Origin of the sequence: Lentimonas sp. CC4 (genome assembly GCF_902728235.1) — a bacterium.
GTDB lineage: Bacteria > Verrucomicrobiota > Verrucomicrobiia > Opitutales > Coraliomargaritaceae > Lentimonas.
On the sequence record NZ_CACVBO010000001.1, the window covers coordinates 1,417,697 to 1,444,597 of the forward strand.

The 26,901-nt window shown below is 51.5% G+C and carries 21 protein-coding genes; 10 read left to right on the forward strand and 11 right to left on the reverse strand.

Going from position 1 to position 26,901, the window contains the following annotated elements:
- The first annotated feature begins 9 nt into the window (after positions 1-9).
- Positions 10-660 carry a hypothetical protein gene (locus GZZ87_RS06235; protein WP_162025665.1) on the forward strand — a complete coding sequence of 217 codons (651 nt, stop codon included), beginning with the start codon at positions 10-12 and terminating at the stop codon, positions 658-660.
- A gap of 268 nt (positions 661-928) precedes the next feature.
- Here the strand turns inward: GZZ87_RS06235 and GZZ87_RS06240 are convergent, their stop codons facing one another.
- The 8 genes from GZZ87_RS06240 to GZZ87_RS06275 all read right to left on the reverse strand — a co-directional run bounded on the left by GZZ87_RS06240 (position 929) and on the right by GZZ87_RS06275 (position 10,766).
- Positions 929-1,342 (reverse strand): response regulator, encoded by a 414-nt coding sequence (locus tag GZZ87_RS06240; RefSeq protein ID WP_162025666.1) that lies wholly within the window; start codon positions 1,340-1,342, stop codon positions 929-931.
- On the reverse strand, positions 1,329-3,116 hold the full coding sequence (locus GZZ87_RS06245) for a PAS domain-containing sensor histidine kinase (protein WP_162025667.1): 1,788 nt from the start codon (positions 3,114-3,116) through the stop codon (positions 1,329-1,331). The genes GZZ87_RS06240 and GZZ87_RS06245 overlap by 14 nt, the downstream gene beginning before the upstream one ends.
- Positions 3,117-3,416: 300 nt before the next feature.
- On the reverse strand, positions 3,417-5,084 hold the full coding sequence (locus GZZ87_RS06250; RefSeq protein ID WP_162025668.1) for a putative manganese-dependent inorganic diphosphatase: 1,668 nt from the start codon (positions 5,082-5,084) through the stop codon (positions 3,417-3,419).
- 227 nt (positions 5,085-5,311) lie between these two features.
- Entirely contained in the window at positions 5,312-6,037 is a 726-nt protein-coding gene (locus GZZ87_RS06255; RefSeq protein ID WP_162025669.1) for a type II secretion system protein, read from the reverse strand.
- Positions 6,038-6,286: 249 nt separating this feature from the next.
- Positions 6,287-7,582, reverse strand: coding sequence for a serine hydroxymethyltransferase (glyA, locus tag GZZ87_RS06260; RefSeq protein ID WP_280178254.1), 1,296 nt, complete (start codon positions 7,580-7,582; stop codon positions 6,287-6,289).
- A 25-nt stretch (positions 7,583-7,607) separates the two neighbouring features.
- Entirely contained in the window at positions 7,608-9,188 is a 1,581-nt protein-coding gene (locus GZZ87_RS06265) for a hypothetical protein (RefSeq protein WP_162025670.1), read from the reverse strand.
- 204 nt (positions 9,189-9,392) lie between these two features.
- The gene (surE, locus tag GZZ87_RS06270; protein ID WP_162025671.1) at positions 9,393-10,172 is read right to left on the reverse strand and encodes a 5'/3'-nucleotidase SurE; all 780 of its coding nucleotides are present in this window, start codon (positions 10,170-10,172) and stop codon (positions 9,393-9,395) included.
- A gap of 132 nt (positions 10,173-10,304) precedes the next feature.
- Positions 10,305-10,766 carry a thioesterase family protein gene (locus GZZ87_RS06275; protein ID WP_162025672.1) on the reverse strand — a complete coding sequence of 154 codons (462 nt, stop codon included), beginning with the start codon at positions 10,764-10,766 and terminating at the stop codon, positions 10,305-10,307.
- Positions 10,767-11,357: 591 nt separating this feature from the next.
- Here GZZ87_RS06275 and GZZ87_RS06280 point away from each other — a divergent pair.
- The 4 genes from GZZ87_RS06280 to GZZ87_RS06295 all read left to right on the forward strand — a co-directional run bounded on the left by GZZ87_RS06280 (position 11,358) and on the right by GZZ87_RS06295 (position 15,263).
- Positions 11,358-12,317, forward strand: coding sequence for a hypothetical protein (locus GZZ87_RS06280; protein WP_162025673.1), 960 nt, complete (start codon positions 11,358-11,360; stop codon positions 12,315-12,317).
- A gap of 34 nt (positions 12,318-12,351) precedes the next feature.
- Complete coding sequence (locus GZZ87_RS06285; protein ID WP_244648130.1) at positions 12,352-12,936, forward strand: PEP-CTERM sorting domain-containing protein; 585 nt, start codon at positions 12,352-12,354, stop codon at positions 12,934-12,936.
- Positions 12,937-13,138: 202 nt separating this feature from the next.
- Positions 13,139-14,074 carry a transposase gene (locus tag GZZ87_RS06290; RefSeq protein ID WP_244648129.1) on the forward strand — a complete coding sequence of 312 codons (936 nt, stop codon included), beginning with the start codon at positions 13,139-13,141 and terminating at the stop codon, positions 14,072-14,074.
- 175 nt (positions 14,075-14,249) lie between these two features.
- Entirely contained in the window at positions 14,250-15,263 is a 1,014-nt protein-coding gene (locus GZZ87_RS06295) for an FKBP-type peptidyl-prolyl cis-trans isomerase (RefSeq protein ID WP_162025676.1), read from the forward strand.
- Positions 15,264-15,609: 346 nt separating this feature from the next.
- On the opposite strand, the gene tal is transcribed toward GZZ87_RS06295, so the two are convergent.
- Entirely contained in the window at positions 15,610-16,569 is a 960-nt protein-coding gene (gene tal / locus GZZ87_RS06300; RefSeq protein WP_162025677.1) for a transaldolase, read from the reverse strand.
- Between the two features lie 456 nt (positions 16,570-17,025).
- Complete coding sequence (locus tag GZZ87_RS06305; protein ID WP_162025678.1) at positions 17,026-17,412, reverse strand: DUF423 domain-containing protein; 387 nt, start codon at positions 17,410-17,412, stop codon at positions 17,026-17,028.
- Positions 17,413-17,550: 138 nt separating this feature from the next.
- On the opposite strand from GZZ87_RS06305, the gene GZZ87_RS06310 reads away from it, so the two are divergent.
- The 3 genes from GZZ87_RS06310 to GZZ87_RS06320 all read left to right on the forward strand — a co-directional run bounded on the left by GZZ87_RS06310 (position 17,551) and on the right by GZZ87_RS06320 (position 20,967).
- The gene (locus GZZ87_RS06310) at positions 17,551-18,144 is read left to right on the forward strand and encodes a hypothetical protein (RefSeq protein ID WP_162025679.1); all 594 of its coding nucleotides are present in this window, start codon (positions 17,551-17,553) and stop codon (positions 18,142-18,144) included.
- Between the two features lie 56 nt (positions 18,145-18,200).
- Positions 18,201-19,268: an outer membrane beta-barrel protein gene (locus GZZ87_RS06315; protein WP_162025680.1), complete on the forward strand. Its 1,068-nt coding sequence runs from the start codon at positions 18,201-18,203 to the stop codon at positions 19,266-19,268.
- Positions 19,269-19,713: 445 nt separating this feature from the next.
- Positions 19,714-20,967 carry an argininosuccinate synthase gene (locus tag GZZ87_RS06320; protein WP_162025681.1) on the forward strand — a complete coding sequence of 418 codons (1,254 nt, stop codon included), beginning with the start codon at positions 19,714-19,716 and terminating at the stop codon, positions 20,965-20,967.
- 633 nt (positions 20,968-21,600) lie between these two features.
- On the opposite strand, the gene GZZ87_RS06325 is transcribed toward GZZ87_RS06320, so the two are convergent.
- On the reverse strand, positions 21,601-22,794 hold the full coding sequence (locus GZZ87_RS06325; protein WP_162025682.1) for an FIST N-terminal domain-containing protein: 1,194 nt from the start codon (positions 22,792-22,794) through the stop codon (positions 21,601-21,603).
- A gap of 84 nt (positions 22,795-22,878) precedes the next feature.
- On the opposite strand from GZZ87_RS06325, the gene GZZ87_RS06330 reads away from it, so the two are divergent.
- Together GZZ87_RS06330 and GZZ87_RS06335 are read left to right on the forward strand one after the other, a co-directional pair.
- The gene (locus GZZ87_RS06330; RefSeq protein WP_162025683.1) at positions 22,879-24,441 is read left to right on the forward strand and encodes an ATP-binding protein; all 1,563 of its coding nucleotides are present in this window, start codon (positions 22,879-22,881) and stop codon (positions 24,439-24,441) included.
- Between the two features lie 45 nt (positions 24,442-24,486).
- Positions 24,487-26,754, forward strand: coding sequence for a response regulator (locus GZZ87_RS06335; protein WP_162025684.1), 2,268 nt, complete (start codon positions 24,487-24,489; stop codon positions 26,752-26,754).
- The last annotated feature ends 147 nt before the right edge of the window (positions 26,755-26,901 follow it).

Below are 26,901 nucleotides of genomic sequence, written 5' to 3' on the forward strand. Positions count from 1 at the left end.
CTTACGAATATGAACGATACCAACACCCTCGACTTTATAGACTGCCCGACTTGTTTTAAGTCCGTTCAAATGGATATGTTGATTCCGGCAGGAGGCACGCATGTGTGTGCAAATTGCCGAGAAGCATATTTGCAGCGAATGAAGGAAGGGGTGCATACCGCACAGAGTGGCGAGTGTGCCGCGATTCGACAGGAGCACATTAAGCATGAGGCCTCGATACGCTCGGTCGGGCTGCTGTATTATTTTGGCGGTTTTCTCGTAATGATGGGGGGATTAAGTGCGAGTGTGACTTCGTTTGGGGCTTCCGGAGGGGAGGGTTCAGCAGCTTTTATTGGTATTTTTTCCGTTGTGCTCATACTTGGTGTTGGGCTGATTTCTGTAGGTCGAGGATTCCGTCGACTGCGCCCTTGGGTGAAAATACCAGCGACAATCTTATCTGCGCTTGGTTTGTTGAATATCCCTATCGGGACATTGATCCATGGCTACATCCTATACTTGATCCATTCGCAAAAGGGAAAGGTGGTGTTCTCTCCTGAGTATCAGGAGATCCGCGAAGCGACTCCGGAAATTAAATACAAAACGTCGAAGTTGGTCTGGGCGATTTTGATTGTGCTGCTGCTCGGGCTCGTCGCTTTGGTCGGGTTTGCCCTAATGGGCTAGGGCTGCTGCGCTTCAAACCAGAAACACGCTCCCCTTGCGAGAAACGTGTTCTGTAGCGGGACCACTCAGTTGTGATCCCTTAGGAATATCTACAACAATAGACTTTAGGCTCTGTGTTTTGTTCCCTACAAATATGTCTCCGCGCTGCGATTTGTAGCTCGGTGTGCTCGGTTGAGCTTGTCGAAACCTTTAGCCCGAGTTGCGGAGCCGGAGCTGCGGTGCCTCTCCGACGCACTGCGGCTAAAGCGCGCAGCGACGGGATGCTGTTTTACTTGCCGCTCTTTAATACGCTTTCAATTGCGTTGGAGAGCGTCTCGGTGGTGACGGGTTTTGCGAGGAAGTGTTCGCCGCCGCTTTTATAGAGTCCACTGCCGGACTCTTTGCGAGATACCATGGCGGAGACAAAGATGATGGGCGTGTTTTGCGTGATTCTGTGCTGGCGTAGCTGAATCGCTACGTCGCCACCGTCGGCCTCGGGCATTACAACATCCAGTAGGATGATTTCTGGGTTAAACTCGTTGGCGACTTGCTGGGCTTTGGGGCTCTCGTTGACGACGCGCACTGCGTAGTTGCCTGTCGCTTCTAAGTTGAGTTTTACCATGCGTGTAAAGGCTGCTTCGTCATCGATCAATAGGACGCGTCGAGTTTCGGCTGTGGGGGCTATTTTGTTATTTATTTTCATTGTCGGGGGTCGTTGGGAATATGAGGCGGGCGCATACGCCCTTTGTTGTCGTTCTATTTTCTAGTGTAATCATACCGCGGTGCATATCAACTATACTGCGCGTTACGGAGAGTCCGAGCCCAGTGCCGTCACCGGTCGATTTGGAGGTGTAGAAGGGGTCGAATACTTTATCGACTTCCGCTGGGGAAAGTCCTCCGCCAGTATCTTTAACTTCGATGATTACCAGATGGTCGCCAATACGGAAGCACTCTGTCATACTGCTGGATACATTGGCTCCGGCTTGTTGCATGCGCTGCTCAAAGCTGCGGATAATGAGTTGGCCGCCTTCAGGCATCTCGGAGATCGCATTGAGGAACAGGTTGATAAAGACTTGCTCCATTTTCTGAGTGTCCATGGATACCAATGGTAGGTCTGGGTTGAGATCCAGTTGTAATTCAACGTGTGCTTCATTGAAGTTATGGCGCATGAAGCTGAGGATATGTTTGATTAGCTCGTTAATGTTCTTCGGCACCATGCTGATCTCGTGAGGAGAGGAATAGTCGAGCAGTTCGAAGATCACATCATTGGCTTTTTGCGTCGCCGTTTGCATGTCGTTTAGCACCTCTATGAGCTCTGTCGAGTCGGCGAGTTGCTGCTTGAGAAAGTCCATTCCGAGCGTAACCACTGCCAGTGGGTTTTTAACTTCATGTGCAACGCCTGCGGCTAATCGACCGATGGTTTTTAGTTTCTCAGCTTCTATCAATTGGAGCTGAGTCGCCTTCAACGTTTGAATGGTCGACTTGAGTTTCATTTCGACTTCTTTCTGTCCCGTGATGTCTTGTGAGATTCCGACTAGACCGATGCACGCTCCGTCTTTGTCATAAAACGGAACTTTGCTAGTGAGTAGCCATAGGTCTTTCTCTCCCAAGCCGGTGCGGTGATCGACCATATACTCGATTCCTTTGCCAGTTTGCATGATCTTGGCGTCGTTGATGCTGATTCGAGTCGATTCCTTGTGATCAAAAAAGTCATGGAGTGTTTTACCAATCACTTCCTCGATTGTGTCCGCTCCGAGGTAATTGGCATGGCGCTGGTTAACGATTAGGTAGCGACCTTGTGTATCTTTGACGAAGATGCCTGCCAGTGCGTAGTCGATCACGGTCTTGAGTAGGCGACCTTCTCGCTCGAGTTGATCTTGCGCCTCTTTGAGGTCAGTGACAGAGCGCGACATTCCCATGGTGCCGATGATCTGATCATGTGTATCGCGTAGTGGGATCTTGGTAGTTGATACCCAATTGATGCTGCCGTCTGAGAGGGTCTCTTTTTCGAGCTTACCAATGATGGGGTTTCCTGTTTGGATGATCGCTTGCTCGTCATCATAAGCGGGCTGCGCATGCTCTGCCGTGAATAGGTCGAAGTCAGTCTTGCCTAGAATCGCATTAGGATCTGCAAAGCCGTAGACTTGATTCATCGCTTTGCTCACTTTTAGGAAGCGGCTTTGTTTGTCTTTGAAATAGATCGCATCGGGGATGTTTTCGAGCAGTTGCTTTAGCAAATTTTGTTCTTCGAGCAGTTGCTCTTCTTTATGCCGCCGTCGTATCGCATGTGAAATACGCGTAGGGAGTTCACCTTCAATCAAGGACTCCGCTAAGAGATAATCATCCACCAAGTGAATGACTTCTTTGTGCTCTCGTAGTTGTGCATGATTGCGGCACAGGCAGATCAACGCGACTGCGCCGTTTACGGCGCCGATGGACTGGATCGTATCCAGCACCTGTTTTGTCTCGATTCGCATATCCAGGAGGATCGCATGGCAGGAATGCTCGAAATCAATATGCTGTAGATCCTCGAAGTGCTCGACGCGGAGGAGCTCATATTTGCCATCTTCTGCTTTAGATAACGACTGACGGATGACCGATTCCTCATTTGAATCGGGGCTTAAAAGCAGGAGTTTTCGGGGGTAGCCTGCAAGGGGTTGTGCGGCGTTATTCAGAATGACTACATGGTAGCCAAATTCTGTAAAACCACAAGTCTCGACGTGATCGAATCGAGTGAGCCTGAGCGCCTGATTTTACGCCTCATTTGCTGCCATCGCCTACGCGACACCCATCGTCTTGAGCAGAGTCGAAATGTAGGGGATCAGCTGCTTCTTGCGGCTGACGATGCCTGGTAGGTCGTAAATATTGTTTTGCCCATGCTGCGGGTAGTTGATCTGGCTTTTGAGTTCATCGCTGCCCGCCACGATGAGGAGCGAGTCTTGCGTGTTAATGTCGGTCACCAGTAGGAAGCTGAAGAGGAGCTCTTCTTGTTGGCGGTAGGCCTCGAGGGCTGCGTCTAGTGCATCTTCGTGCTTCCAGAAATTGTCAAAGCCGAGTTCTTCGATTTGAGAGACAGAGTAGGTGATCTCGCCATCTGAGTAGCTCTTGCAGTCTGAGCAGACAACCTCTTCGGGTGTGTGATTGATAATCACTGAACCAGAGGAGAAAATGAGCTCTGCTAGCTCCTCAGAGCTGATGCCAGCAATGGGTGAGAGCCAGTCGAGCAGTTCGCCTTCGAGGGCGGTCGTTGTGGGGCTGTTCAGTAAGAGTGTGTCAGAGATGATCCCTGCCATGATGATACCCGCGATTCCCGGAGTGGGCGTGAGTGAATGTGCGCGGAAGAGATCGGCGATAATCGAGCAAGTAGATCCGACTGGGCGATTGATAAACAGAATGGGCTGATCCGTCGGAATGTTGCCGAGACGGTGGTGGTCTAGGATCTCAGTGATCTGCACTTGCTCGGCTCCGTTCACGGCTTGTCCAAGTTCGTTGTGGTCCACCAGTGCGATGCGTGTGTGGCTAGGGCGGAGGATATCACTCTTGGAGAAGACGCCTATTAGCTCTTTGTTCTCGTCGGTAACCATGTAGAGCGGATCGTTGATATTTGCGATGCGGCGCTTAACTGATTCAATCTGATCTTCTGCTGTGAAACACTTAACCTCGGTCTCGATCAGTGAATCAATATGAGTCGCGGTGCGAATCATCCATGAGGTGGAGGCCGAGTCGTAGGGGCTGACAATTAGTGATACATTGCGCTCTTTGGCGCGCTCGATCATGTCCTCATCGACGTCCAGTCCACCGGTGATGACCAGTAGGCGCACGCCGAGTTGTAGGCAGCGCTCTTGAATGTCCCATCGATCGCCGACGACGATGATGCTAGTATTTGCGCTGGTGCCTTCTTCTTTGTGATTGTTGCCAAAGGAGCGAATATCCATCGCGCCGACGCGCACGAAGAGTTCTTCCTCTTCGTCGGGGTTATGCTTGTGGAGCACTGTCGCGTTGAGTGAGCGAATGATTGCGGAGATACTGCTGTGCACGCGGCGCATCTTGCGCGGTTCGCGTGGCTTGGGGATAAAGAACTCTCCCAATTGAAAAAAGGAGATCATGCCTTCGATGTGACCTTTGGCGTCGACCACAGGCAAGGCGCGGACGTCATACTTATCGATCAATTCTAGCGCCTCGGCGCAGGTGCTACCTTTAGTCACTGAGCGCACTTCGGTGTGCATAATGTTTCCAACGCGTGGTGTCACATCGCCGATGAAACGTGGGAGCGGCACTTTGAAGCGCTCTAATATCGCATCAATTCGGGCGTTGGAGTTGCCGCAACGCGCAGCGATATATTCGGTTTCGCCGATGGCGTGCTTGTAGGCTTCGTAGGCCAGTGCGGAGCAAATCGCATCTGCGTCGGGATTCTTGTGGCCAAGGATGAATATCGGGTCGGGCATTATGAAAGCTAATTAAGTGATGAGCGTAACTTTAAACAATCCCAAAATTTCAAAGATAAACGAAGAAAAGTCCAATTTGAGCTGGGAAGGGGCTGCACGGTGCGGTCTATTCGTTCAGTGCGCAGTCAACGGGATCTTTGATTCGGGGGCGATGCTCCAGTCCGTGCAAAGAAAAACCTGGACTCTCACGAGTCCAGGTTTGTTTCGATAAAGGTGTATCTACAGAACTACATCGCAGGGAAGGTCGTCGTCGTCGATGTGGTCTTGATGGCTTCTGTAATGTCGGAAGTTGCAGAGGTTGACTCAGAAGCAGTTCCAGGTTGGAGCTGATACTCAGCTTCTGTCAGGTTCGGGAAGAATTCTGTGTGGCCATCCATGAAGCCGATGTGTCCGCCTTTGCCCTGCCATGGGGAGGTGTTGATCCACTCGCCAGTGGTATCTAAGCCTTTGGTCCAGAGTAGAGGAGTGGTCGATGCGGGTGCATTTGGGCTCATGTTGGCGACTACCGTGTAGCTGATTGTCGCCTTGTCGAGGCTGCTCCATTCCTGGGAATCAGTGAACACATTGCCATTGCGGATGCCGATGCTGCGTGGGGTTGTTCCAGCGAGCAAAACATCTTCATCAGAAGAGATGAAGTAAAGGCCTGCATCTGTGAGCCCTGCATGATATGCCAGCACTTTCGCCCAGTCCTTCGCATCTGCGGCCTGAGTATTGCTGGTCTCGCTCCATGCTCCCTTGTTAGAGATGATTCGTGTGCGTGTGCCTGAGTTCGAGTAGGTGGCAAATGAAGTGGCAATCTGCTTCATGTTGCTGGCGGAGGCGACCATTGACGCTTTTTCTTTAACCGCACCAATGGTCGGTATAAGGATCGAGGCAAGGATGCCGATAATCGCGATAACAGTGAGGAGCTCAATCAGGGTGAAGCCCGAACGTGGGGATTTTGTTTTGATCATATTATAATAAAATCGTGTTGAGGTATGTGTTGGGGCAGCAGAAGCCCATTTACGAACCTAGAATTTACGCAGCTTGTCTGGGTAAGTCCAACTCTTTTTATTGTAGATTTATGGTGGTTCTTCGCTGTGTTACAGGCATTCCTGCCTGTTGAGGATGTGTTATAGGATATTCGCAAAAAAAAGAAGCCCACACAATGTGCGGGCTTCTTTGGAAAGATTGCAGTCTCATGCTGCACCTGTGCTATTTGCTTACGCGGGGTAAGGTAGCGGGTGCTTTGCGCTGAGTTCCTGTGCGATCGAACGTGCTTGTGCGATTACGTTCTCGTCGGTCGGTGCACTGAGAACCATGTCGATCGCTTCGGCGATGCGAAGCATGTCGGCTTCGACCATCCCGCGGCTCGTGACCGCTGGTGTGCCGAGGCGAATGCCACTGGTTTGGAAGGGGCTGCGTGTTTCGCCAGGAACGGTGTTCTTGTTCGCTGTGATGTTCGCTGCGTCCAATGCGATTTGTGCGACTTTACCGGTGAGCTCTGGATCTTTTTTGCGCAGATCAATCATCATGAGGTGATTGTCTGTGCCACCACTGATGATGTGGTGGCCGCGCTCTGTCAATGCGCCTGCGAGTGCCTTCGCATTGGCTGCGACTTGCTTTTGGTAAGTCTTGAAGCCTTCAGTGGCCGCTTCTTTGAAGCAAACTGCCTTTGCTGCGATCACGTGCATGAGTGGGCCGCCTTGAATGCCGGGGAAGACGGCCGAATTGATCTTCTTCGCATGCTCTTCTTTGCATAGGATCAGTCCACCGCGTGGGCCGCGGAGTGTCTTGTGCGTCGTGGTGGTTACAAAGTCCGCGTGTGGCACTGGGGACGGGTGAAGTCCTGCTGCAACGAGGCCTGCGATGTGTGCGATGTCTGCCATCAGGTAAGCGCCGACTTCGCGAGCGATTTCGCCCATACGCTCAAAGTCAATGATGCGTGAGTAGGCAGATGCACCGACGGTGATCATCTTCGGCTTCTCGGCGCGTGCAGTTTCAGCAATCGCGTCGTAGTTGATGAGGCCGTCCTCGACGCCGACGCCGTAGTTGACGACTTCGTGGTAAATACCGCTGAAATTCATCGGGTGGCCGTGTGTGAGGTGGCCGCCATCGGAAAGGTTCATGGTCAGGATCTTGTCGCCCGGGCGTAGCACGGAGAGATAGACTGCTGCATTTGCTTGGCTGCCAGAGTGTGGCTGCACATTCGCGTGATCCGCGCCGAAGAGTGCCTTCGCGCGTTCAATTGCGAGTTCTTCGACGACGTCAACATGCTCGCAGCCGCCGTAGTAGCGCTTACCGGGATAGCCTTCGGCGTATTTATTGGTGAGCACGCTACCTTGCGCTTCCATGACGGAAGGGTAGGTGAAATTTTCCGAAGCGATCAGCTCGATGTGGCTTTCTTGGCGCTTACGCTCGGCGGCGATGGCGGCAGAGATTTCTGGATCGATACTCGCTAGTGGAGTTGGGTTCAAGGCGGAGTTGTTGGTCGCGTTGGTCATAATAGTATGTGTCATTTAAAAGTGATTGTTTGAGTGGCTCCTAGAAAGGCCACTTCCAGTCTTGTTTGCCTCGCTTGGTGGCCTTTTGGGTTGCTGGATCGGTTTCGGCCTCAGGTGTTGAGGTGGGCTCAACGGTTTCGGTCGTCATGACGTCTTCAGGGGCGACAGCTTCGGCCTCTACGCTGGGATCGGTGACTTGGACTTCGATGATGTCGGTTTCCACATCAGTGGTCGTTTCCGCTTCAGTGGTCTCTTCGCTGACGGGCTTTTCGCTCCAGAATGGCCACCACCATGGGTCGAGTGTGCCACCTGTTTCGTAGCCGTCTTGTAGGAGTGCATTGGTTGATTGTTGCTGGTCGTCTTCGCTAAATGGCCATGCCCAGCGCATGAACGTCTGGCCTAGGCCAGTGTCGTCGGGGGTGGTGTTGATGCCGGCAGCTTCAGCAAGCTCATGCATTTGCTGGGCCACGACTTTGCGTCCCTGTAAATTCTCGGCCAATTTTGTCGCATCTTGTGGGGTCGCTGGCAGGATGCGTGTGGGCACTCCGTCGATTGGGCGGCCGGGCTTGTATTCGTAGAGGACGAAGCCGTAGCCAATGGGGCTTAGGACTTTACGCATGCCATCGTCCCAGCGCATGAAGATGTCTTGGCCAGTCATGCGCCAAGAGCCTTCGAGTGTGCGGTCTGACGATGTTTTGAGTCCACCGAAACGACTGATTTCAATCAGCTCGAAGGCATCTGCACGGTGTTTGATGATCCAAGAACCGCGGTAGAATGCGTTTGCATCTTTGTAGCTGGAAAACGCGATGCCGCCGGTGTTGGTCGCTTCCTCGGCAGTATACAGTGCAAACCAGTCTTGCGGTATATTGTCGTCGCTGGTGCGACTTGCAGGGAGTGGTTCAGATTCGTCTTGCCCGATGTTGGTGCCTGGAGGGATGACCTTTAGGGAGAAGTGACGTTCGTTTTCTTTGAGGATCGTGTAGTGGCCAGTGTCCCAGACGATGTGTAGCTCGCTGCCTTGTTTGGCCCATGAACCGCGCAGACCGCGTGTGCCATCTTTGGTTTTACTCCAGTTTGTGGCTGCGGAGCGGTTTGGCTCGATGATCACATAGAAATTGCCGGCTTCGGATTCGACTTCCCATGTGCCAAAGAAGCCTTTGGCTTTGTCGCGGTCAGAGGTCTGCTCGTCTGGCTTGGAAGGTGCCTTCGCCCATTGCCCTAGCACTTCTTTCGGCACTTGCTGCGCTTGAGTGGTGTAGAGCTCGCGGCTTGTCGCGTCGTTATAGCTGATCGCATAGCCGAGCGTGTCGCGGGTGATGCGGTGCGAGCTGCCGTCATCCCATTTGAGTGTCGCGCCGCCGACATCGCTGGTCCACGTGCCTTGATACACCGTGCGGTCCGCATTGTCGCCCCAGAAATAGGAGGCGCGGCCGTTGCGTTTGACGATTAGGATCTGTGCGCCGTCGTCGGGTGTGTCGATTTGCCAAGTGCCACGATAGACGTCTGCGCCCTCTTGTGCGGATAGTGAAAATCCGAGTGTGAGCGTGAGTAGGCATAAGAGCAGAGCTTTTAATGAAGTATTAAAAGTCGCATAGAATCTCTGGTTTGAGAAACAATTCATGTGAGGTGCATATTTTTCGGAGTTCCTTCACACAACTCTAAAATGGTGGATGTGTCGGAAAGAGGGATGTGAACGTTGAACATCGAACGCTCAACGTTGAACATCGAGTGGCTTAGTTTGGGCAAAATGCTTAAAGTGAAACAGACATTCCTGTCTGTCTATCGCAGAGTGAGTCTAAGCAAGTAGCATGGCTTCTCGAGCGCATTACGCTCCCCCGCCAATTCGAGCAAAATCGAGAATGCTGCGACTGATGCTCCCGCGTTCGAGCGCCGCGCGATCCGATTGTGGGTCGGCTTGCACCGTCGTGCCTTCCGAATAGCGGAAGCTGTATTTGCCGGGGCTCGTCTCAGCGTAAAGACTGCCAAGCTGGATTTTGGCGGGCACGGTCTCTTCTGTCGGGCTGTCGAGTGTGGTTGAGGCAGGGAAGTTGATGTTGACCACAGTTCCGGTGCGCGGTGGATGTGTGAGTGTTTCGAGTGCGATGCGCCGCGCATGCTCCGCAGCTGCAATGAGCGATACGGTAAACGCACCCTCGGTTTGTCCTTTGCTGCGTTGGATGCCTTCAAACAAGTGGTGCGGCACGCACTGACTGTAGGCAATGGCAGGCAGCCCCCAGAGGGCGCCTTCGATTGCTCCGGCGATGGTTCCGGAGCTTAAGATCAGGGTTTCGGTGGTATTGTAGCCGATGTTGATCCCCGATAAGACAATGTCTACCGGTGCCTGCACGAGGTTGCCCAGTGCGATATTCACGCAATCCGTCGGCGTGCCGCTGATCGCCCAAGCATCCACGCCTGCAGGGAAAACCGACGGGCTGTGGATGACTTCCACCTCGCCGTGTCGACTCACCGCGCGGCCGATCCAGCTCTGCTCAAACGCAGGCGCCGCAACTGAGACCTGAAAGTCGGGAAGCAGGGCATCGACCAAGCGATGCAGAAAGATGGAGTCGATTCCATCGTCATTCGTAACAAGTGCGTGTGGTTTCATGGAGTGGGTGTTGTTGGTTGGACGTTGTTGGTTGGGCGTTGTTGGTTGGACGTTGTGGGTTGGGCGTTGTTGGTTGAAAGTTGGACGTTAATCGCTTCTCAACCAGCAACCAGCAACCAGCAACGTCCAACCTCAAACCCCCGCCGGTCGTGCCAGCGCCTCGGCAGGCGCTTCCGTGATACGTGCGCGCACCTCGACCGGTATTTCAACCGATTGCAGCTCGCCGCTTTCGGTCAGCCTCGTCAGGATCGTCGTAATATTCGCCTTCGCCGCCTGTGTGCGGCTACCGTCTTTGTTGATCCGAAAGATGCGAAATTGATAGTCGATCGAGCGGTCTTTGACTGCTTTGACTGCGAGATGAATGTCGATCGTGTCGCCGAACCGCAGCGGCGCCGTAAATTTACATTCCGCTCGTGCGCGCGGCCAACCGACGAGTTCGCCGGGTTGGGTATTGATCAGGTCGACCTCGGCGGCTTCAAAGAAATCACGTTCCGCAGTTTCCATATACTTAAAGAAATTGGAGAAATGCACGAGGCCAGCCATGTCGGTCTCGGAGAATTCGATGCGTCGCGTTGAGGTGTGTTCATATGCCATGTGTAAGACTCATGCGCAGTCGTGCGCTTTTGGCAACACGCCGTAACCGGATTTTTCCGAATCGCCGATTTGGCATCCTGCCCCGGTAGGGGCGCTGCTTGCGGCGCCCGCGAAGCTGCGGGATGTATTCGAAAATGCCAACGGCAACGACTGTTCGCGCGGCCGTTTCCCGTATATTCGTATCAGCTCTTTTAGCGATTTTCGTTTTGAACGCGGTTCTTTTCGCAGAAAAAGCCGTGTTTCCTATTTTTAGGGACATTTGAAGAGGGCTTTATGATCAAGGAAACTGTCAAATTTTCGTCACCCCTGCATGAATGCAGTCATTTTTGAATGCTTATATGAACCTAACCTGAATAGCGCCTTAACTCTTTAGTAAAAAGGTGTTAAAGCCATGGAGAAGTCGCAGTTCTTGCTGTTTTTAGGCTTGTCACTGCTGCAACTTGTGCATTCTTTTGGGGATTCATGGAGTCAGCTTCAGCCTTCTCTCGGCGCATAAGCCATACTTCTACTCACACAGTCCATTTTCAATCTACCATATTTGAGCGAATGCAATCCTTCATGGCTGCCGCTCAAATTTAACCCCTCCAAATTATGAAAACTTTTCCAAAAACACTCGCGCTGCTGTCTGGAGTCGCGCTTCTCGCGTCGAGCGCCTTTGCTCAAAGTGTCGCAACTGATCCGGTTGGGTATGTGACCGTCCCAGTTAAAGGCGGGGGGACTAGTATTATTAGTAATGGTGGCTTGCTTCAGCCTATATCAACTCAAGGAGTGGGAAGCGTTTCGGGAGGAGTTGTCTTAACTGTCTCGGGAGCTTCGTATGTTGTTGATGAGTTTGCTGGATCTCATTATGTTCAGGTTGCTTCCACGGGCGAGTGGGCTGCTGTGGCTTCGAATTCTGCTGATACCATTACGCTTGAGGCGTCGATTGCTGATGGCACTGATTTGAGTTTCACTCTTCGTCCGTTGAATACGCTGGATTCACTATTTGGGGCTGATAACTCGGCTGGCTTTACTGGTGGTGCTGACTTTGGGGCTTCTGACAAGGTGTTCGTCTGGGGGTTAGCTTCGCAGAACTTTGTTGGTTTTTATTATTATAATAGCGTTGATGGCGAGTGGCAGGATGTTTCTAATAATCCAGCTACGGTTATTATATATCCTGATGAGGCTTTGATTGTTGTTGCTCAGAGTGATTTTGATTTGACTTTTACTGGGAGTGTTCAGACCGGTGCGGTTTCTGCTCCCGTTGCCGGAGGGGGGAAGACTTCTATATTGCCCAATCCATATTCGGTAGACTTGAAAATATCAGAATCTGGGTATGAATCAGTTCTCAATGGCGCTGGGGATTTTGGTTCTGCAGATAAGTTGTTTGTGTGGAGTTCAGATGCTCAAAACTTCTCTAAATTTTATTATTACAATACCGATGATAGTGAGTGGCAAAACGTGTCTAACGCAACTGTAACTGATGATGATGTCATTCCGGTAGGTGGTGTTGCTGTTGTGGTTAAAGCTAGTGCAGGCGATGATGTTTGGTCTATGGCTCAACCTTTTTAAGATTTTTTTGCCCTCAATTTAAATATATATGTATATGAAGAAAAGTAGTTTAACTTTGGCGTTGATGTTTGCAGCAATGGGAGCATCTGCGACGACGATATCTTTAAGTGGTTCGTTTGTGTATGAATCAGATGGAACAACTAAAGTTTCAACGGGCGATTATGTCTCAGTTGGATATTTTTCAGACGGGTTTGATTTTTCAAGTATTCCCACTCTAACTTGGGACGCGCTAGGTGCTTCGTCTTATACTGAGCTAACGGGATCCTACGGGATTACCTCTGATGGTGTATCTGGCGGTGGAGGAACAGCAACCGGTATCTTAGGGAAGACTCTGTATGTTTGGTTTTTTGCTGATGCATCAGTGCCTACCTCCCCTGATTTGATCGGTAGTCAAGAGTTTGGTTTGTTTTCCGGATCAGGTGCAGATTGGACAGCTAAAGGAGATAATCCATTTAGCGATTTTAATAACTTAAGTGTTTCGGGTATCACTGATAATGAGTATGGTTCAATCATTGGTGGGGGAGTGTCTCTCTCTCCTGTTCCAGAGCCATCCACATACGCCGCACTTGCTGGTTTATGTGCATTGGGTGCAGTCATGGTTCGTCGCCGTCGTAGCTAACTGCTTCGTTACTTTTTCAAAAAGCCTCAACTTCGGTTGGGGCTTTTTTTGTGTCTGGATCTCGCGATCACAGTCTTTGGATTATTTTGAAGGGTCTGTCCCTAATATACTGGATTGACTGGTGGTTGGATCAGTTGCATTGTTTGTTCTTATGAGGCATCGGCGAATTAAAGTTCACGGTAGGTGTGCAGTCTATCACTGCATGACGCGCACGGTGAATGGGGAACTACTGTTTAAAGATCGCGAGAAGGAAGTCTTGCGGAAGATGATTCGCCAGGTGGCAGACTTTTGCGGTGTGAAGGTGCTGACGTATTGTATCATGTCGAATCACTTTCATGTGCTGCTGGAAGTTCCGGATGCGCCTTCGGTTTCGGATGCAGAGTTGATGCGTCGCTATCAGGTGCTCTACCCCAAGCCTACTAAATATCAGGAGGCTTCTGCGGCGTTAATGAGCGCTGAACTACGTGCCGGGGGCGAGGGGGCGGAATTGGTTCGGCGTAAGTTGCTGGCGCGGATGTTTGATGTCTCTGAGTTTATGAAGACGGTGAAACAGCGATTCACCGCTTGGTATAATAAGTCGCATCAGCGTTACGGCACCCTGTGGGCGGATCGCTTTAAATCAGTGTTGGTCGAGGGGGAGGGAAATCCCCTGCAAACGATGGCGGCTTATATCGACTTAAACCCTGTGCGTGCTGGCTTGGTCGATGATCCGAAGGATTACCGTTTCTGTGGTTATTCGGAGGCAGTGGTCGGGGTTGCTGAGGCAGAACGGGGGCTGATTTATATTTGGAGGGATCACGGTGCGAAAGATGTTGATGCGGCTTTACGTGCGCATCGGATGTTGATTTTTGGTAAGCATGCGTCGGATTCAGGCTTGCGGGGAATGTCTCGCGAGCGGGCGTTGAAGGTGTTGGAGGCGGAGGATGGGCAATTGCCTAAGGCTGCAATGTTGCGTTGCCGTGTGCGCTATTTTACGGATGGGGTGATCTTGGGGTCAGCTGAGTTCGTGCGTGGCTTTACGGGGGCTTGGCAAGTCGAGTGTAGGCGAAAGCACCCGGCGAAGGAACATGGGCTGCGTGGCTCAAATTGGGGCGATCTTGCGGTGATTCAGGCGCTGCGAAGGAACGTGTTTCATTAATAAGTATCGAAGGGCGCGGCTTCATGCTAGTGGAACTCTTTTCGTGGTTCGCTGACTGAACTAAGTAGCATACGCTAAATTGGGAGGTGCGATGCGATGCGTGTTGACCTTACAGGTGCTTGCTTAACGGTATGTGGCATCTTTTTTAATCCCAAAACAAAATACAAAAATCCATATGTTAAAGAAATCTACTCTTATTATTGGCTCAGCGCTTGTGCTGGGCTCAGGGCTCTCTGCCGCTGAAGAAGTCGCCGTCGAGGCGGTTGCTGTGTCTGAGCCAGTTGCGGTTCAATTACCTGCGGCAGCTGCCGTGGAATTGTCAGAGGCTGAGCTAGTCGAGATGGTCGGTTACCTCACTGCGCAAGGTGGCGGTGTGGCGACGCTTAAGCTCGATGATGCAGGTATTGCTGCAATCGCGGGTGGCTTGGAAAAGGGGCTTTCGGGCGAGTTGAAAATTCAGGATTTTCCTCAGGAGGCAATGCAAGCCGCATTTGCGCAGGCAGCTGCACGTGCTGAAGCGGTTCAGGAAGAAACAGCAGAGCTGCCTCCGATTGATGAAGCATCGCTGGAAAAAATTGGTTTAGTGATGGTCGCACAGTCTGGCCTTGAACAGCTCGGTTTCGGTTCGGACGATGCCGCAGCAATCACTAAGGGGTTTATTGCGGGTGCGAGCGCGGCAGTTCCGGATCCTTCGATGGAGGCTAAGATGCCTGCGTTCCAAGAGTTTATCCAAAAGCGCGTTGCTGTGGCGCAAGCTGCTGCTGAAGCCGCTGGTGCAGCGGCAGCGGCAGAGAATAAGGCCGTCGGTGAGGCATTCTTTGCTGAGCTGGTCGCGGATGCTGATGTTCAGAAAAGTGAGTCCGGCTTGCACTACAAAGTGCTCGAGCCCGGTTCGGATGCAAAGCCTTCGATGACGGACAGTGTGCTCGTTCACTATAAGGGCACTTTGATCGATGGCACGCAGTTTGATAGTTCGTATGATCGCGGCACGCCTGCAACCTTTCCATTGAATGGTGTAGTTAAGGGCTTTGGCGAAGGGCTTACAAAGGTCGGAGCTGGCGGTAAGATCATCCTCTATATTCCGAGTGACTTGGGCTACGGCAACTCGCCGCGTCCAGGTGGCGCGATCAAGCCAGGTGACACGCTGATTTTTGAATGTGAATTGATTGAGGTCAACCCAGGCAGCTAGACTGCTCTGGTTCGATACTGGTGAGTGGTGAATGCACTGACTCGCAGTTTCGCTATTTTCAAAAGCCCGCGATCAGTCGCGGGCTTTTTTGTGTGTCGTCAAAGGCGGTGGAAAGTAGTGCCGGGAATTTTGTCGGGCCCTAAATCATTGTTCGTTGCTGTAGCGATTGCACGCGAGTGCTGTCGATTGATACTCGGGTGTAACGCTCGACCTTGCTGGCGCAAGGTCGCTACGAAATGAAATTGATTCTTAGGAGGGAGCGCGGTCCCTGTCTCAAAAAAACAAAAAATCCCGCAGGCGCACGTAGTGCCCGCGGGATGGAAAACTAGGCTTGGCCAAGAATTGGCTAAGCGAGCTTCGCTTGGACGATCGCGCGCACCTTGAGCATGTCTTGTCCGAATACGCGGATGCCTTGGGCGAGTTTCTCTGTGGCCATCGCATCTTCGTTGAGTAGCCAGCGGAAAGCTGCCTCCGTGATTTCGATCCTTTCGATGTCGGCTTGCTTTGAAGTCTCGGGGTCGAGCTTGCGTGGCACTTCGGCGTTCATGCCTTGCAGCTCTTCGAGTAGGCCTGGGCTGATCGTCAGTAGGTCGCAGCCGGCTAGCTCGAGGATTTCCCCGATGTTACGGAAGCTTGCGCCCATGACCTCGGTGGTATGGCCGAATTTTTTATAGTAAGTGTAGATTTCGCCGACGCTGACGACGCCTGGGTCATTTTTTGCGGTGTAGTCGATGTCGGTATTGGCTTTATACCAATCAAGAATACGCCCAACGAAGGGAGAGATCAGTTGTGCGCCCGCTTCGGCGCAGGCTACGGCTTGCACGAGAGAGAAGAGGAGCGTCATGTTGCAGCGGATGCCTTCCTTTTCGAGGATCTCGGCCGCGCGGATGCCTTCCCATGTGGAGGCCATCTTGATTAGAATACGCTCACGCGGTGTGCCTTTCGATTCGTAGAGTGCGATTAATTCGCGAGCTTTGGCTACGGTGCTGTCGACGTCGAATGAGAGGCAGGCATCGACCTCGGTGGAGACGCGGCCTGGCACGATTTCCAGGATTTTTTGGCCAAACCCGACTAAAAGGTGGTCGATGACAAGGTCAATGAGCGCTTCGCCGCTCTTGTCGGAGTCCTTGGTTGCCTCGATGGCTGCGTCAAGGACGGGGAGGTATGCTTCTTGTTGGAGGGCTTTCAGTATGAGCGACGGGTTGGTTGTCGCGTCTTGAGGCGCATAGGCCTCGAGTGTGGCAAAGTCGCCTGTGTCGGCAACGACGGTAGTGATCTTTTTGAGTGCTTCGAGTGTGTTAGACATAGGGTTTATAGCTAACTTATGTGTGAATCTGATTTCAAGGGCGGAAAGTCTCTACTGCGTTGAATATAATTCATGTGTGAGATGCAGATTGTTGCAATCGTTCGCTCTATCTTCGTCTGAAGGCGTCGGTATTCGTTTATGCTGCCGCGCATTAAGTCTCCTATGCATGGCTGATTGACTCCAATGCCCTATAGATCTGGTGCTTGCGTCTATTTAGGCAGATCTTAGTCGGATCCTATTTTGTAGATTATAGTTCAAATGATCGACGACTCGCATCCTCTATTCGCGAAGACTTGCGTGATTGCTTCGCCATCTCCGGACTTCGGCGAGCTCAGTCGTGCCGCAGGCCTCCGTCGTAGTTAAAAGGACAGGGCAATCGCACCGAACCGATGTATTCTAACTACGAATCCCCCGAATCTACGCGAATGATCCTGAAGCCTCGCTGGACGGCTGAATCTATCCCTGTAAGATGTTTTTTGCTGTGCAGGAGCGAGCGAGTCGCACCCAGCCGATGATTAGGCATAGTCCGCCGAGTGGTGTGATGGGGCCCAGCCAACTGGGGCCGCCGAGTGCGAGTGGGTAGAGGGAGCCAGAGAAGAGGAGTATGCCAACGATGAAGCAGTTGCCGGTCAGGCGAGGCGCTTGCTGTTGCTCGGGCATTAGTGATAGTAATATGAGTGCGAGGGCATGCCACATTTGGTAGCGCACTGCGGTCTCCCATGTGCTGAAGGTGCCATTTTCGATGAGTGTGCCTTTGAGCGCATGCGCACCAAATGCGCCTAATATCACTGCAATGAGTGCGAACAGGGCGCCGTATCGTCGAAGTCGGAGTGTTTTTTGCATGTTTGAGTCTGCTGTAAGTGCGTTTTTGGATGTGGATTTAGCCCTGATGTATTCTATATGAGGATGGTTTTTGGGGAGGTAAACGGTTATTTTTTTACTTGCCATTTACGGTCTTAAACTCCTTTATGCCACCGATCTATGCGTATTACCTTACCTAATGCCCTTGTTGCTGCGCTTCTTGCGTCAGCATTGCTCACTCCCTCTTTCGCTGCCGATTCGGCTGCAACTGAGGAGCGTATGGCGCGTCTCGAAGCCCGTCTTGTAGAGATGGAAGCGCGTTTAGCTGCAGCTGAAAAAGCGCCGGCACCTGCTGCTTCTAGTGTCTCGGAGGCACGTATTGCAGAGCTCGAAACACGTTTGGCCGAAGCGGAGCAAGAGACGAAGGAAGTAAAGGTCTTGGCAGCGAACAGCGCTAGTAACGAATCTAGCATTTTAGGAAATAAGGCGACTTTTGATATTTTAGCGAACAGTGCCTGGCGCAACCTGCGCTGGACGGAAGAAGACCAGTGGGCAGAGATTCGTCCTGGTGTGTCGATGAGCAAGGTGATTGAGGCCTTGGGCTCTCCCCCGCGTTCAGTGGATTCTCTGAAGCCACGTGTGGATGAAGTCTTCTATTATGAAACTAGTATCCGCGCGGACAAAAATGCGCTACGCGGTAAGGTTAGTTTTAGGGGCGGTAAGGTGCTGACCGTTCAAAAACCAAATTTCAAAGCAAATAAATCCGCTCAATAGAGTGGTGCTGTTTGCTTCGGGAACAAACAAACAAAACAAACAAAACAAACTACACTATGAAAAACAAAATTGCTATCGCATCTGCATTCCTTGCAGCTTCTAGCTTTTCGATGGGTGAAATCGTTATCAACGATTTCCTTTCTTTCGAAGGCTTTGTAGACATGTCCTACTCCCACACAGACGTCGATTCAGACTTCCTTGGTGATGGTTCTGATAACAGCTTCCAAATCGATCAAGTTGAGATTGACTGGTTGTTTGATTTCGATCCAGTAACTGCTCAAATCGATCTTCAATATGAAGGTGACCGCGATGATGACTACGATTTTGATGATGATGATGATCTCGTCGAGCAAGCATTCGTAACTTACCACTTCGATGGTGATTTCGAGGGCACAGCAGTGACTGCTGGTCGTTATGCTTCGATGCTTGGATTTGAAGCATTTGAGCCAACTGGCCTCTACCAATATTCGACAGCATATGCGTCGAACACTGGCGCAGATGGTTCTGCGCTTCCTGGCTATGCGCAAGGTGTTAAAGTAACATACGAAACTGATGACTCGTTCTATGGTCTGTCGGTTCAAGATGAGGCTTTTGATGTCGATGGTGACCGTCTTGGTGGTCCTAAGCGCGATGGCGACAGCTCTTACGCTGTTGAACTTGCTGCTGCTCATGCGTTTGGTGACGGTTTCACTGGCTTCATTGGTGGTGTCTACGAAGATGCTGATGAGGGTGACACATACCTCCTTAACACTTACGTTACCTATGAAACAGGTGTATGGTTCTTCGCTGGTGAAGTGAATGTCGGCAACACTGAGAATCCTGGAGCATGGGATCTTGCTTTCGCTGATGAGTCTGATGACGTTGATCACTTGAGCGGTCTTTTGATGGCTAACTACGCTTATAGCGACGTTGCTTCGGTGACTGGTCGTTTCAGCTACTTTGAATATGACGGTGGCGTCATTGATCAAAATCTGGAGTTCTTCAAATACACAATCGCTCATAACTACGCGTTCACAGACAACCTGCTTCTTGTTACAGAAATCAACTACATCGATGGTGATCTTGATGATCTCGACGACTACGAAGAGCTCGTAGGTGCTGTTGAACTTCTCTTCTCCTTCTAATTGGGCCTAGCCTGATTTAGATCGTAAAGAAATCTTATTTTCAAAAGCCCTCCGGTTGTCCGGAGGGCTTTTTTTGTGTCTGGCGTTCTGGGGGAGGGACGAGCTCCGCTTCGTCCGCCGACCCTCAGCTTAGGACTAGCGCACCGCGGAGGCTGTCCCTCTCAAATCCATCAACACTCTCGGTAGCTCTTTATGAGACTACGGCACTTTTCACAAATCATGCTGCGTGCGAATATCGCGCAAGTTCGCTCAATGAGATTTATTGATCGAAGAGATCATAACTTCTGCAAAACGGTCTTACGTTGGTTCGGTGCTTCTGCTCGGTGCTTCTGCTCGGTGCTTTGGCTCGGCGGCCGGCGCGGAGGCCAGCCCTCCCTCAATCTTCGATACCTCGTTGCATTTCCGCTTGCCTCTTTGGTGGGTTCGCCTAACTCCTTAGGTTACTATGAAAATCGTTCTCGCATACTCAGGGGGTCTCGACACTTCCGTCCTCGTTAGCTGGCTCAAGGAGCACTACAACGCCGAAATCATCACCTACGCGGCCGACGTTGGCCAAGAGGAAGAGCTAGACGGTTTGGCCGAAAAAGCTAAGGCGACTGGCGCATCAGCTCACTACACGGTGGATCTCGTTGAAGAGTTCGCTCGTGATTTCATTTTCCCAATGATGCGTGCGAATGCGATCTATGAAGGCCAATACTTACTTGGCACTTCGATCGCACGTCCGCTGATCTCCAAGGCGCACGTTGAAATCGCTCAGCGCGAAGGCGCAGATGCTGTCGCTCACGGTGCGACTGGTAAGGGCAACGACCAGGTTCGTTTCGAGCTTGGTTATGCGGCACTGGCACCAGAGTTGGAAATCATTTCACCGTGGCGTATGGAGGTCTTCCGTAAGGCATTTCCAGGGCGCACCGAGATGATCGACTATTGCCGTGAGCATAACATCGACGTCGAAGCGAGCGCTTCGAAGCCTTACTCGATGGATCGCAACTTGCTCCATATTTCCTACGAAGCTGGTATCTTGGAAGATACCTATTTCGATCCTACCACTCCGGACAACAAGGGGATGTATAAGCTGACTGTTGATCCAGAGGATGCTCCAGATGAAGCACAATATATCGAACTCGATTTCGAGCGTGGTGACTGTGTGGCAGTGGATGGTGTTACAATGAACCCTGCGGAAGTCATGAAGCACCTCAACGCTGTTGCAGGTAAGCATGGCATCGGTCGTGTGGACATCGTTGAAAATCGCTTCGTCGGCATGAAGAGCCGTGGCGTCTATGAGACTCCGGGGGGCACGATCTTGCTGCAGGCGCACCGCAACATGGAGAGCATCACAATGGATCGCGAACTAGCGCACCTACGTGATGGGTTGATTCCTCGTTATGCGGAACTTGTTTACAATGGTTTCTGGTATGCGCCAGAGCGTGAAGCGCTTCAGGCGTTGATCGATGATTCTCAAAAGACAGTCACTGGCACCGTGCGCTTGAAGCTTTATAAGGGCAACGTCACTACAGTCGGTCGCAAGTCACCATTGTCTCTCTATGATGAAGATATCGCTTCGATGGAAGGTGTTGATAGCGATTACAATCCAGACGATGCGAGTGGTTTCATCCGCTTGAATGCATTGCGTCTACGTCGCCGTGCGATTGCTCAAGGAGGCCCTGAGATTGCTTCCGAGAGTAAGTTGAAGAAGGACTAATTGATCGCTTCCGATCTTCTGATCGGGGCAGTAATTTTCAAGCGGGGAAATGTGGCGACACGTTTCCTCGCTTTTTTTTGTGCGTGGACCGCTCAGTTCTCAGTCGTTGTGTCATCGCATGCGTGGACGTGACTGGCGTCACATCTCTACGATTTTTTTGACTGTGTAGCAAACTCGTGCGAACGAGGTTCGCGTCTCGGCAGTTGCGTCATGGCATCGGTGGACGTGACTAGCGTCACATCTCTACGATTTTTTTGACCGTGTAGAAAACTCGTGTGAACGAGGTTCGCGTCTCGGCAGTTGCGTCATGGCATGCGTGGACGTGACTAGCGTCACATCTCTACTGTTTTTTTGACTCTGTAGCAAACTCGTGCGAACGAGGTTCGCGTCTCGGCAGTTGCGTCATGGCATGCGTGGACGTGACTGGCGTCACATCTCTACGATTTATTTGACCGTGTAGCAAACTCGTGCGAACGAGGTTCGCGTCTCGGCAGGTGCGTCATGGCATGCGTGGACGTGACTGGCGTCACATCTCTACTGTTTTTTTGACCGTGTAGCAAACTCGTGCGAACGAGGTTCACGTCTCGCAGCTCCTTCATTCTTGTGGCCTCGGTCGTCGAGACTAGGGGGTAGTCACTCGCGCTTTACAAAAAGACCCAGGCTTGCAGCGTAGCCGTGGAGCAGCGTGCGGTTCTTGCTCGGGCCAAATTCGCCGTTACAAAACAGCCCGACGATGGGGAGATCGGGGTAGATGTCGTGGATCATGCTGACATCGTGATCAGGCACGCCGTAGAGTGAGGTGCCTCGGCCGATACAGTCGCACAGGCAACTCCCGTAGATGGTGCGATTTGCTAACTCTTTGGCTTTGGCTTGTAGGTGCTGTTCGAAGTCTGCAGATGCGGTGCTGGCATCGCGAATTTGAAATTGAAGGTTCTGGCCGATGCGCAGGGGAGTCGCGATGGCGACGGCTCCGGTTTTAGGGTCAATGGCCGCTAGGTTGCGGACGAGGAAGTCGCCGGTTCGAAAGTTGTTTTTGTATTCATCGAGGACGAGTCCAATGAAGATGTTGCCGCGGGCTTGTAGTTGCTCTTTTTGTGACAGGCCCTCTAGGGTGTCGCGTAAGACTTCCAGAATCGGGCGGTTGCCGATTTGGTGTATCACATTGTCATGCGCCTGTGTGACTGTCCACGGTGAGCCGACGGGGCGACAGCCTTGTGAAACGAGCGGTTCAATGGTTACGGCTCCTTCGAGTCCGAGTGCGACTGCGCCCTCTGTGAGCACGGATCCATTGAGGTATAGGGTGGATTCACGGTCATTGGGAGCCGCGCAGGCGAATCCGCCGATCGTGGTGTGGTGCTCAGTGGCTTGATCCCAGTCTGGTAGCCATGCTTCGTTGCCAATGCTTTCGGAGGAGGCAAATAGGGTCCATGCGTTAACAGCTTGTGGATTTGCCCCGAGGGCGGCGCGTAGTTTTTCGACGCGATTGGTAGTGCCGAAGGATTCGAGTGGTAGGTGTATCGCGCGCACCTGTGTCTCGGGCAGATGGTAGAGTGCGATGCAGAAGCCGGCTTCATTTTCGATTTCCTGCTGATCGGCGATTAAGCCGCTGGCTGAGCAACCGACGATCGTAGGGGCGTGTGCATAGATCTGCACGATTTCCATGATCTCTTTGGCGTGTCTACTACATTCGGGTGTGGTAAATAGCTGCGCGAAGGTGGGCTGGTCGACTAGGATGTCCCTTTGTGCGGTTGCCCAGTTCTCAACCTCCACTTCGTTAAAGGGTAGGTTGAAAAACTTTACGACGCTGTGACCAGTGAGAACGGACATAAGGGAATGCTCATTGCATAAGAAGTTGTCTTTACACATAGCGGGTATTAACCTGTGTGACGATTAAAATTTTTAAGTCTGTGAATGAGCCTGACCGATAACATTTCTGCTGAGTCTGATGCGTTAAGAGAGCAACTGACTGCTTTGCAGGCAGAGAACGCAGTGTTGCGCAATGCGCTCGATGTGACTGCCTTGGGTGTGTGGTCTTGGGATTTGGATGATACGATTACGTGCGATGCGCGGGCAAGTGGCTTGATTGGTGTGCCTTTTGGGCAAGCGCTGGCAGTGGCAGATTTCTTGGTGCGCTTTGAGGAAGACGCGCATCGTCGATTACTGGATGCTTTTGATCGTGCGCAGCGGCAGACCGGCGAGTTTGACGAGTTGTTTGAATTAGAAGTGCGATTTCATGGGAAGGGGCGGTGGTTGCGTATGCAGGGGCAATTGAGCGCTGATGCTCGGATGCTTTCTGGCACGTGCTGCCTCGTTGCGGAAGTGTCTGGCGGGAGTGACGCTGGGGATGCGTTTGGAATTGGTTCGCCCCAGTTATGTATGGCAAAGTTTTTGCCTCTGTCTTCGGAGATTCATTTGGAGCAGGATTACGATGGTTACGTTCAATGGGTGAACCCTGTGTGTCGTTCTGTGCTGGGGTTTGAGCCGTTGGAGCTACAGGGGCACCTGTATTGGGATTTCTTACACGCGGATGATTTGGCACGCACGCGGCAATTAGTGGAGCAGGTAATTGGATTGGCTGGAGCTGCGGGGGAGTTGTTTGAAAATAGGTTTCGCTGTAAAAATGGGAACTACATCTGGTTGTCGTGGCGTTATGTGGTGAATACTCATGAGCGGCGTATCTATGCCATTGCGCGTGATGTGACTGTGATGAAGGCTCAGCAGGAGCGTCTTACTGCGACTCTGGAGCAGGTGAAGGATTCGAATGCAGAGTTACAAAGCTTTGCTTCAGTGGCCTCACATGATTTGCGTGAGCCGTTACGTATGATCAGTAGTTACTTGAGGTTACTGCAGGAGCGCTCGCCAGACTTACTGGATGCACGTGCACAGCGTTATATCAATTATGCCTGCGAGGGCGCGGATCGAATGCGTGGGTTGATTGAAGACTTACTATCGTATTCACGCCTGGGGCGTTCTGAGCGTAGTTTCGAGCCAGTCGCATTGGATGATGTGCTTGAGGGCGCTATTAGTAATTTAGAAGTCGCGATTAAGAATGTCGGAGCGGAGGTGACCGTGGATATCAATAATTCGCCAGTGGTGTTGGGGGATCGCAATCGATTGATTCGCTTGTTTCAAAATCTGTTGGCCAACTCGATTAAGTTTCATCGGGAAGGCAGCATGCCGCGTGTGGCAGTCGGTTTTGCGGATGGTCATATTGCAGGGGAACCTGAGCGTTGGGTGGTGTCGATTCAAGATAATGGAATCGGTATACACGCAGATCATCAGGATTTACTCTTTAATGTGTTTCGTCGGCTCAATACACGCGACGAGTTTGATGGCTCAGGGATTGGTCTGGCTGTTTGTAAGAAGATCGTGGAGCAACATCACGGTCGGATCTGGGTGGCCTCTGAAGTAGATAAGGGGAGCACCTTTTATGTGACGCTTGCTAAGCTGGAGACGTCTTCGATAAGAGGTTGATTTGTGAGCCTGAATAGAGCTTTATAGGGATTATATTATATGACTATGGTGAAGGAATCGGAAGAGCATATTCGGATATTACTATTCGAGGATAATTCAGCTGATGCTGACCTGGTGAATGAGTATCTGGAACTATCAAATCTCAGTTTTGATATTAGCTTAGTGAAACGCCTTGCGGATGGAGTGCAGGCGTTGCAAGAAAAGACTTTTGACCTCGTGTTGTTGGACCTGTCTTTGCCTGACAGTTCTGGGATTGATACCTTGGAGGCGGTGTCCGCTGTCGCTCGCGATGAGGTGATTATCGTGCTGACTGGAGCGGATGATGAGCAGCTGTCGTTGGAGGCACTGAAGGCTGGAGCGCAAGACTATCTGTTTAAGGATCGTTTGAGCGGTGAAGTGCTACGCCGCTCGATTCGTTATGCGATCGAGCGGTCGAATCTTTTGAATCGTGCGGAGGCGCATGCCAGGGAGGTGCAGCATAATGCCGTGCTGTTGCGTCGGATCTTTGATGCGAATGTCGACGCCATGTTGATTTTGACTGAGGGCTATGAGATTAAGTTTCTCAACCCAGCAGCGGCTAAGCTCTTGGAGGCAGATGCAGAGTCACTGGTCGGAGAGGTCTTCCCGTTTGAGGTGGAGCGTGGGGCCTGTATTGAGCTAGAGATTCCAGCGGGGGATAATAGCACACGCATCGTCGAATTGCACGCAGTGGATTTGGTGTGGGAAGGTGAGAATGCCTTACTCGTGAGTCTACGCGATGTGACTTTGCGCCGTTGTGCAGAGCTTGGTTTACGCCGAGAGACAGAGCGCCTCGCTGTGACACTTGATTCGATCGCCGACGCAGTGATTGCCGTGAGCCCCGATGGTGTGATTGAGCGAATGAATCAAGCTGCATCGGCGATGACTAGTGTGAGTTTGGAAACGGCGTGCGGGCGTCGGCTCGGAGATGTGTTGAAGCTGCGGCACCCCCAAACTGGCAATTTAATCACAGACCCTATTGGAGTATTGTTATCGAGTGAGTGCGCCGAAATCGCACCTGAGCTAGGCATTCCATTATCGAAGGGAGATGGCTCAGAGGTCTTAGTGGCTGTTGAAGTTCGTAGCATCTTAGAGGACGATTCGATGGACCATGGTTGTGTGGTCGTGTTGCGTGATGTGACGACACAGAAACGTGCGGAGGAGGACCTGCTCCAGACTGAGAAGTTGCATTCGATTAGTTTATTGGCCGGTGGGATTGCGCACGATTTTAATAACATTCTGACTGCTGTTTTGGGGAATATCTCAATGGTGCGTATGAGTATGAGCGAGCGAGACCCAGGTTCGGGGAAACTGCTTGCTGCGGAGACAGCTGCGTTACAGGCGACCTCATTAACGCAGCAGTTACTTACTTTCTCGAAGGGGGGCACGCCGAATTTGGAAGCGACTACGATCGATCAATTGGTTGAAGATAGTGCCAAGTTCATACTTCGTGGTTCGAATGTGAAATGCGAAGTGCATAAGGATGCGAACCTTTGGGCAGTCGATGCGGATAAGGGGCAAATCAGCCAAGTGGTGAATAATCTCATTATCAATGCCGACCAAGCGATGCCAGATGGTGGGATTATTTGCCTGAGTTTGACTTGTGAGCACATTCGCCGCGGGATGCTTCCTCCGCTCGCGCCGGGTGATTATGTCTGTATCGCAGTGCAAGATCAGGGTGTTGGTATTACCCCAGAGAACTTGAAGCGTATCTTCGATCCATATTTCACCACAAAGAAAAATGGCAATGGCCTAGGCCTTGCATCCTCCTATTCGATTATTAAGAGCCACAATGGTCTGCTGACTGTCGATTCTGTAGTATCGGAAGGCACCACATTTAAGGTGTATTTACCAAAGGCGATCGAAGCCGTGGCATCGGCTCCTGTGGAGCAGGACGAGGACAACCGGATATATCAAGGCCATGGCCGCATTCTGGTCATGGACGATATGGAGGCCATGATGATGGTGGCCGGAGAGATCTTGCAGGTGCTAGGCTATGAGGTGGAATTTTCGACCAATGGTGATGAAGCGATTGAGGCTTATAAAAAAGCAAAAGAAGCGGGTAATCCATTCGATGCAGTGGTCTTTGATTTGACTGTGCCAGGCGGAATGGGTGGTGAAGAGGCTTGTCGTATCTTAAACGAGTATGATCCTGATATCATTGCGGTGGCTTCTAGTGGCTACTCAACTTCAAATGTGATGTCCGAGTTTGAGGCTGCTGGATTTAAGGCTGTCGTGCCTAAGCCATACCGCATCAAGGACATGAGTGCAGCCTTACATCGTATCTTAAAATAGTTATTGATGGTTGGTCCTTGAACTGTCTTCAGTAGGGTTACTGAAGGGGGCGATAAGTAAAAGTCATTAGGTGCGCTAAACTTGAAGTTTTCCTTGATTAGGCCAACTTATCTCATACTGTTTAAGAAAATTTGGTTAGTATAGAGG

Coding starts and splice junctions, on each gene's coding strand:
- GZZ87_RS06235 (WP_162025665.1), top strand. CDS start 10: ATGAACGATACCAACACCCTCGACTTTATAGACTGCCCGACTTGTTTT.
- GZZ87_RS06240 (WP_162025666.1), bottom strand. CDS start 1,342: ATGAAAATAAATAACAAAATAGCCCCCACAGCCGAAACTCGACGCGTC.
- GZZ87_RS06245 (WP_162025667.1), bottom strand. CDS start 3,116: ATGCGAATCGAGACAAAACAGGTGCTGGATACGATCCAGTCCATCGGC.
- GZZ87_RS06250 (WP_162025668.1), bottom strand. CDS start 5,084: ATGCCCGACCCGATATTCATCCTTGGCCACAAGAATCCCGACGCAGAT.
- GZZ87_RS06255 (WP_162025669.1), bottom strand. CDS start 6,037: ATGATCAAAACAAAATCCCCACGTTCGGGCTTCACCCTGATTGAGCTC.
- glyA (WP_280178254.1), bottom strand. CDS start 7,582: ATGACACATACTATTATGACCAACGCGACCAACAACTCCGCCTTGAAC.
- GZZ87_RS06265 (WP_162025670.1), bottom strand. CDS start 9,188: ATGAATTGTTTCTCAAACCAGAGATTCTATGCGACTTTTAATACTTCA.
- surE (WP_162025671.1), bottom strand. CDS start 10,172: ATGAAACCACACGCACTTGTTACGAATGACGATGGAATCGACTCCATC.
- GZZ87_RS06275 (WP_162025672.1), bottom strand. CDS start 10,766: ATGGCATATGAACACACCTCAACGCGACGCATCGAATTCTCCGAGACC.
- GZZ87_RS06280 (WP_162025673.1), top strand. CDS start 11,358: ATGAAAACTTTTCCAAAAACACTCGCGCTGCTGTCTGGAGTCGCGCTT.
- GZZ87_RS06285 (WP_244648130.1), top strand. CDS start 12,352: ATGAAGAAAAGTAGTTTAACTTTGGCGTTGATGTTTGCAGCAATGGGA.
- GZZ87_RS06290 (WP_244648129.1), top strand. CDS start 13,139: ATGACGCGCACGGTGAATGGGGAACTACTGTTTAAAGATCGCGAGAAG.
- GZZ87_RS06295 (WP_162025676.1), top strand. CDS start 14,250: ATGTTAAAGAAATCTACTCTTATTATTGGCTCAGCGCTTGTGCTGGGC.
- tal (WP_162025677.1), bottom strand. CDS start 16,569: ATGTCTAACACACTCGAAGCACTCAAAAAGATCACTACCGTCGTTGCC.
- GZZ87_RS06305 (WP_162025678.1), bottom strand. CDS start 17,412: ATGCAAAAAACACTCCGACTTCGACGATACGGCGCCCTGTTCGCACTC.
- GZZ87_RS06310 (WP_162025679.1), top strand. CDS start 17,551: ATGCGTATTACCTTACCTAATGCCCTTGTTGCTGCGCTTCTTGCGTCA.
- GZZ87_RS06315 (WP_162025680.1), top strand. CDS start 18,201: ATGAAAAACAAAATTGCTATCGCATCTGCATTCCTTGCAGCTTCTAGC.
- GZZ87_RS06320 (WP_162025681.1), top strand. CDS start 19,714: ATGAAAATCGTTCTCGCATACTCAGGGGGTCTCGACACTTCCGTCCTC.
- GZZ87_RS06325 (WP_162025682.1), bottom strand. CDS start 22,794: ATGTCCGTTCTCACTGGTCACAGCGTCGTAAAGTTTTTCAACCTACCC.
- GZZ87_RS06330 (WP_162025683.1), top strand. CDS start 22,879: ATGAGCCTGACCGATAACATTTCTGCTGAGTCTGATGCGTTAAGAGAG.
- GZZ87_RS06335 (WP_162025684.1), top strand. CDS start 24,487: ATGGTGAAGGAATCGGAAGAGCATATTCGGATATTACTATTCGAGGAT.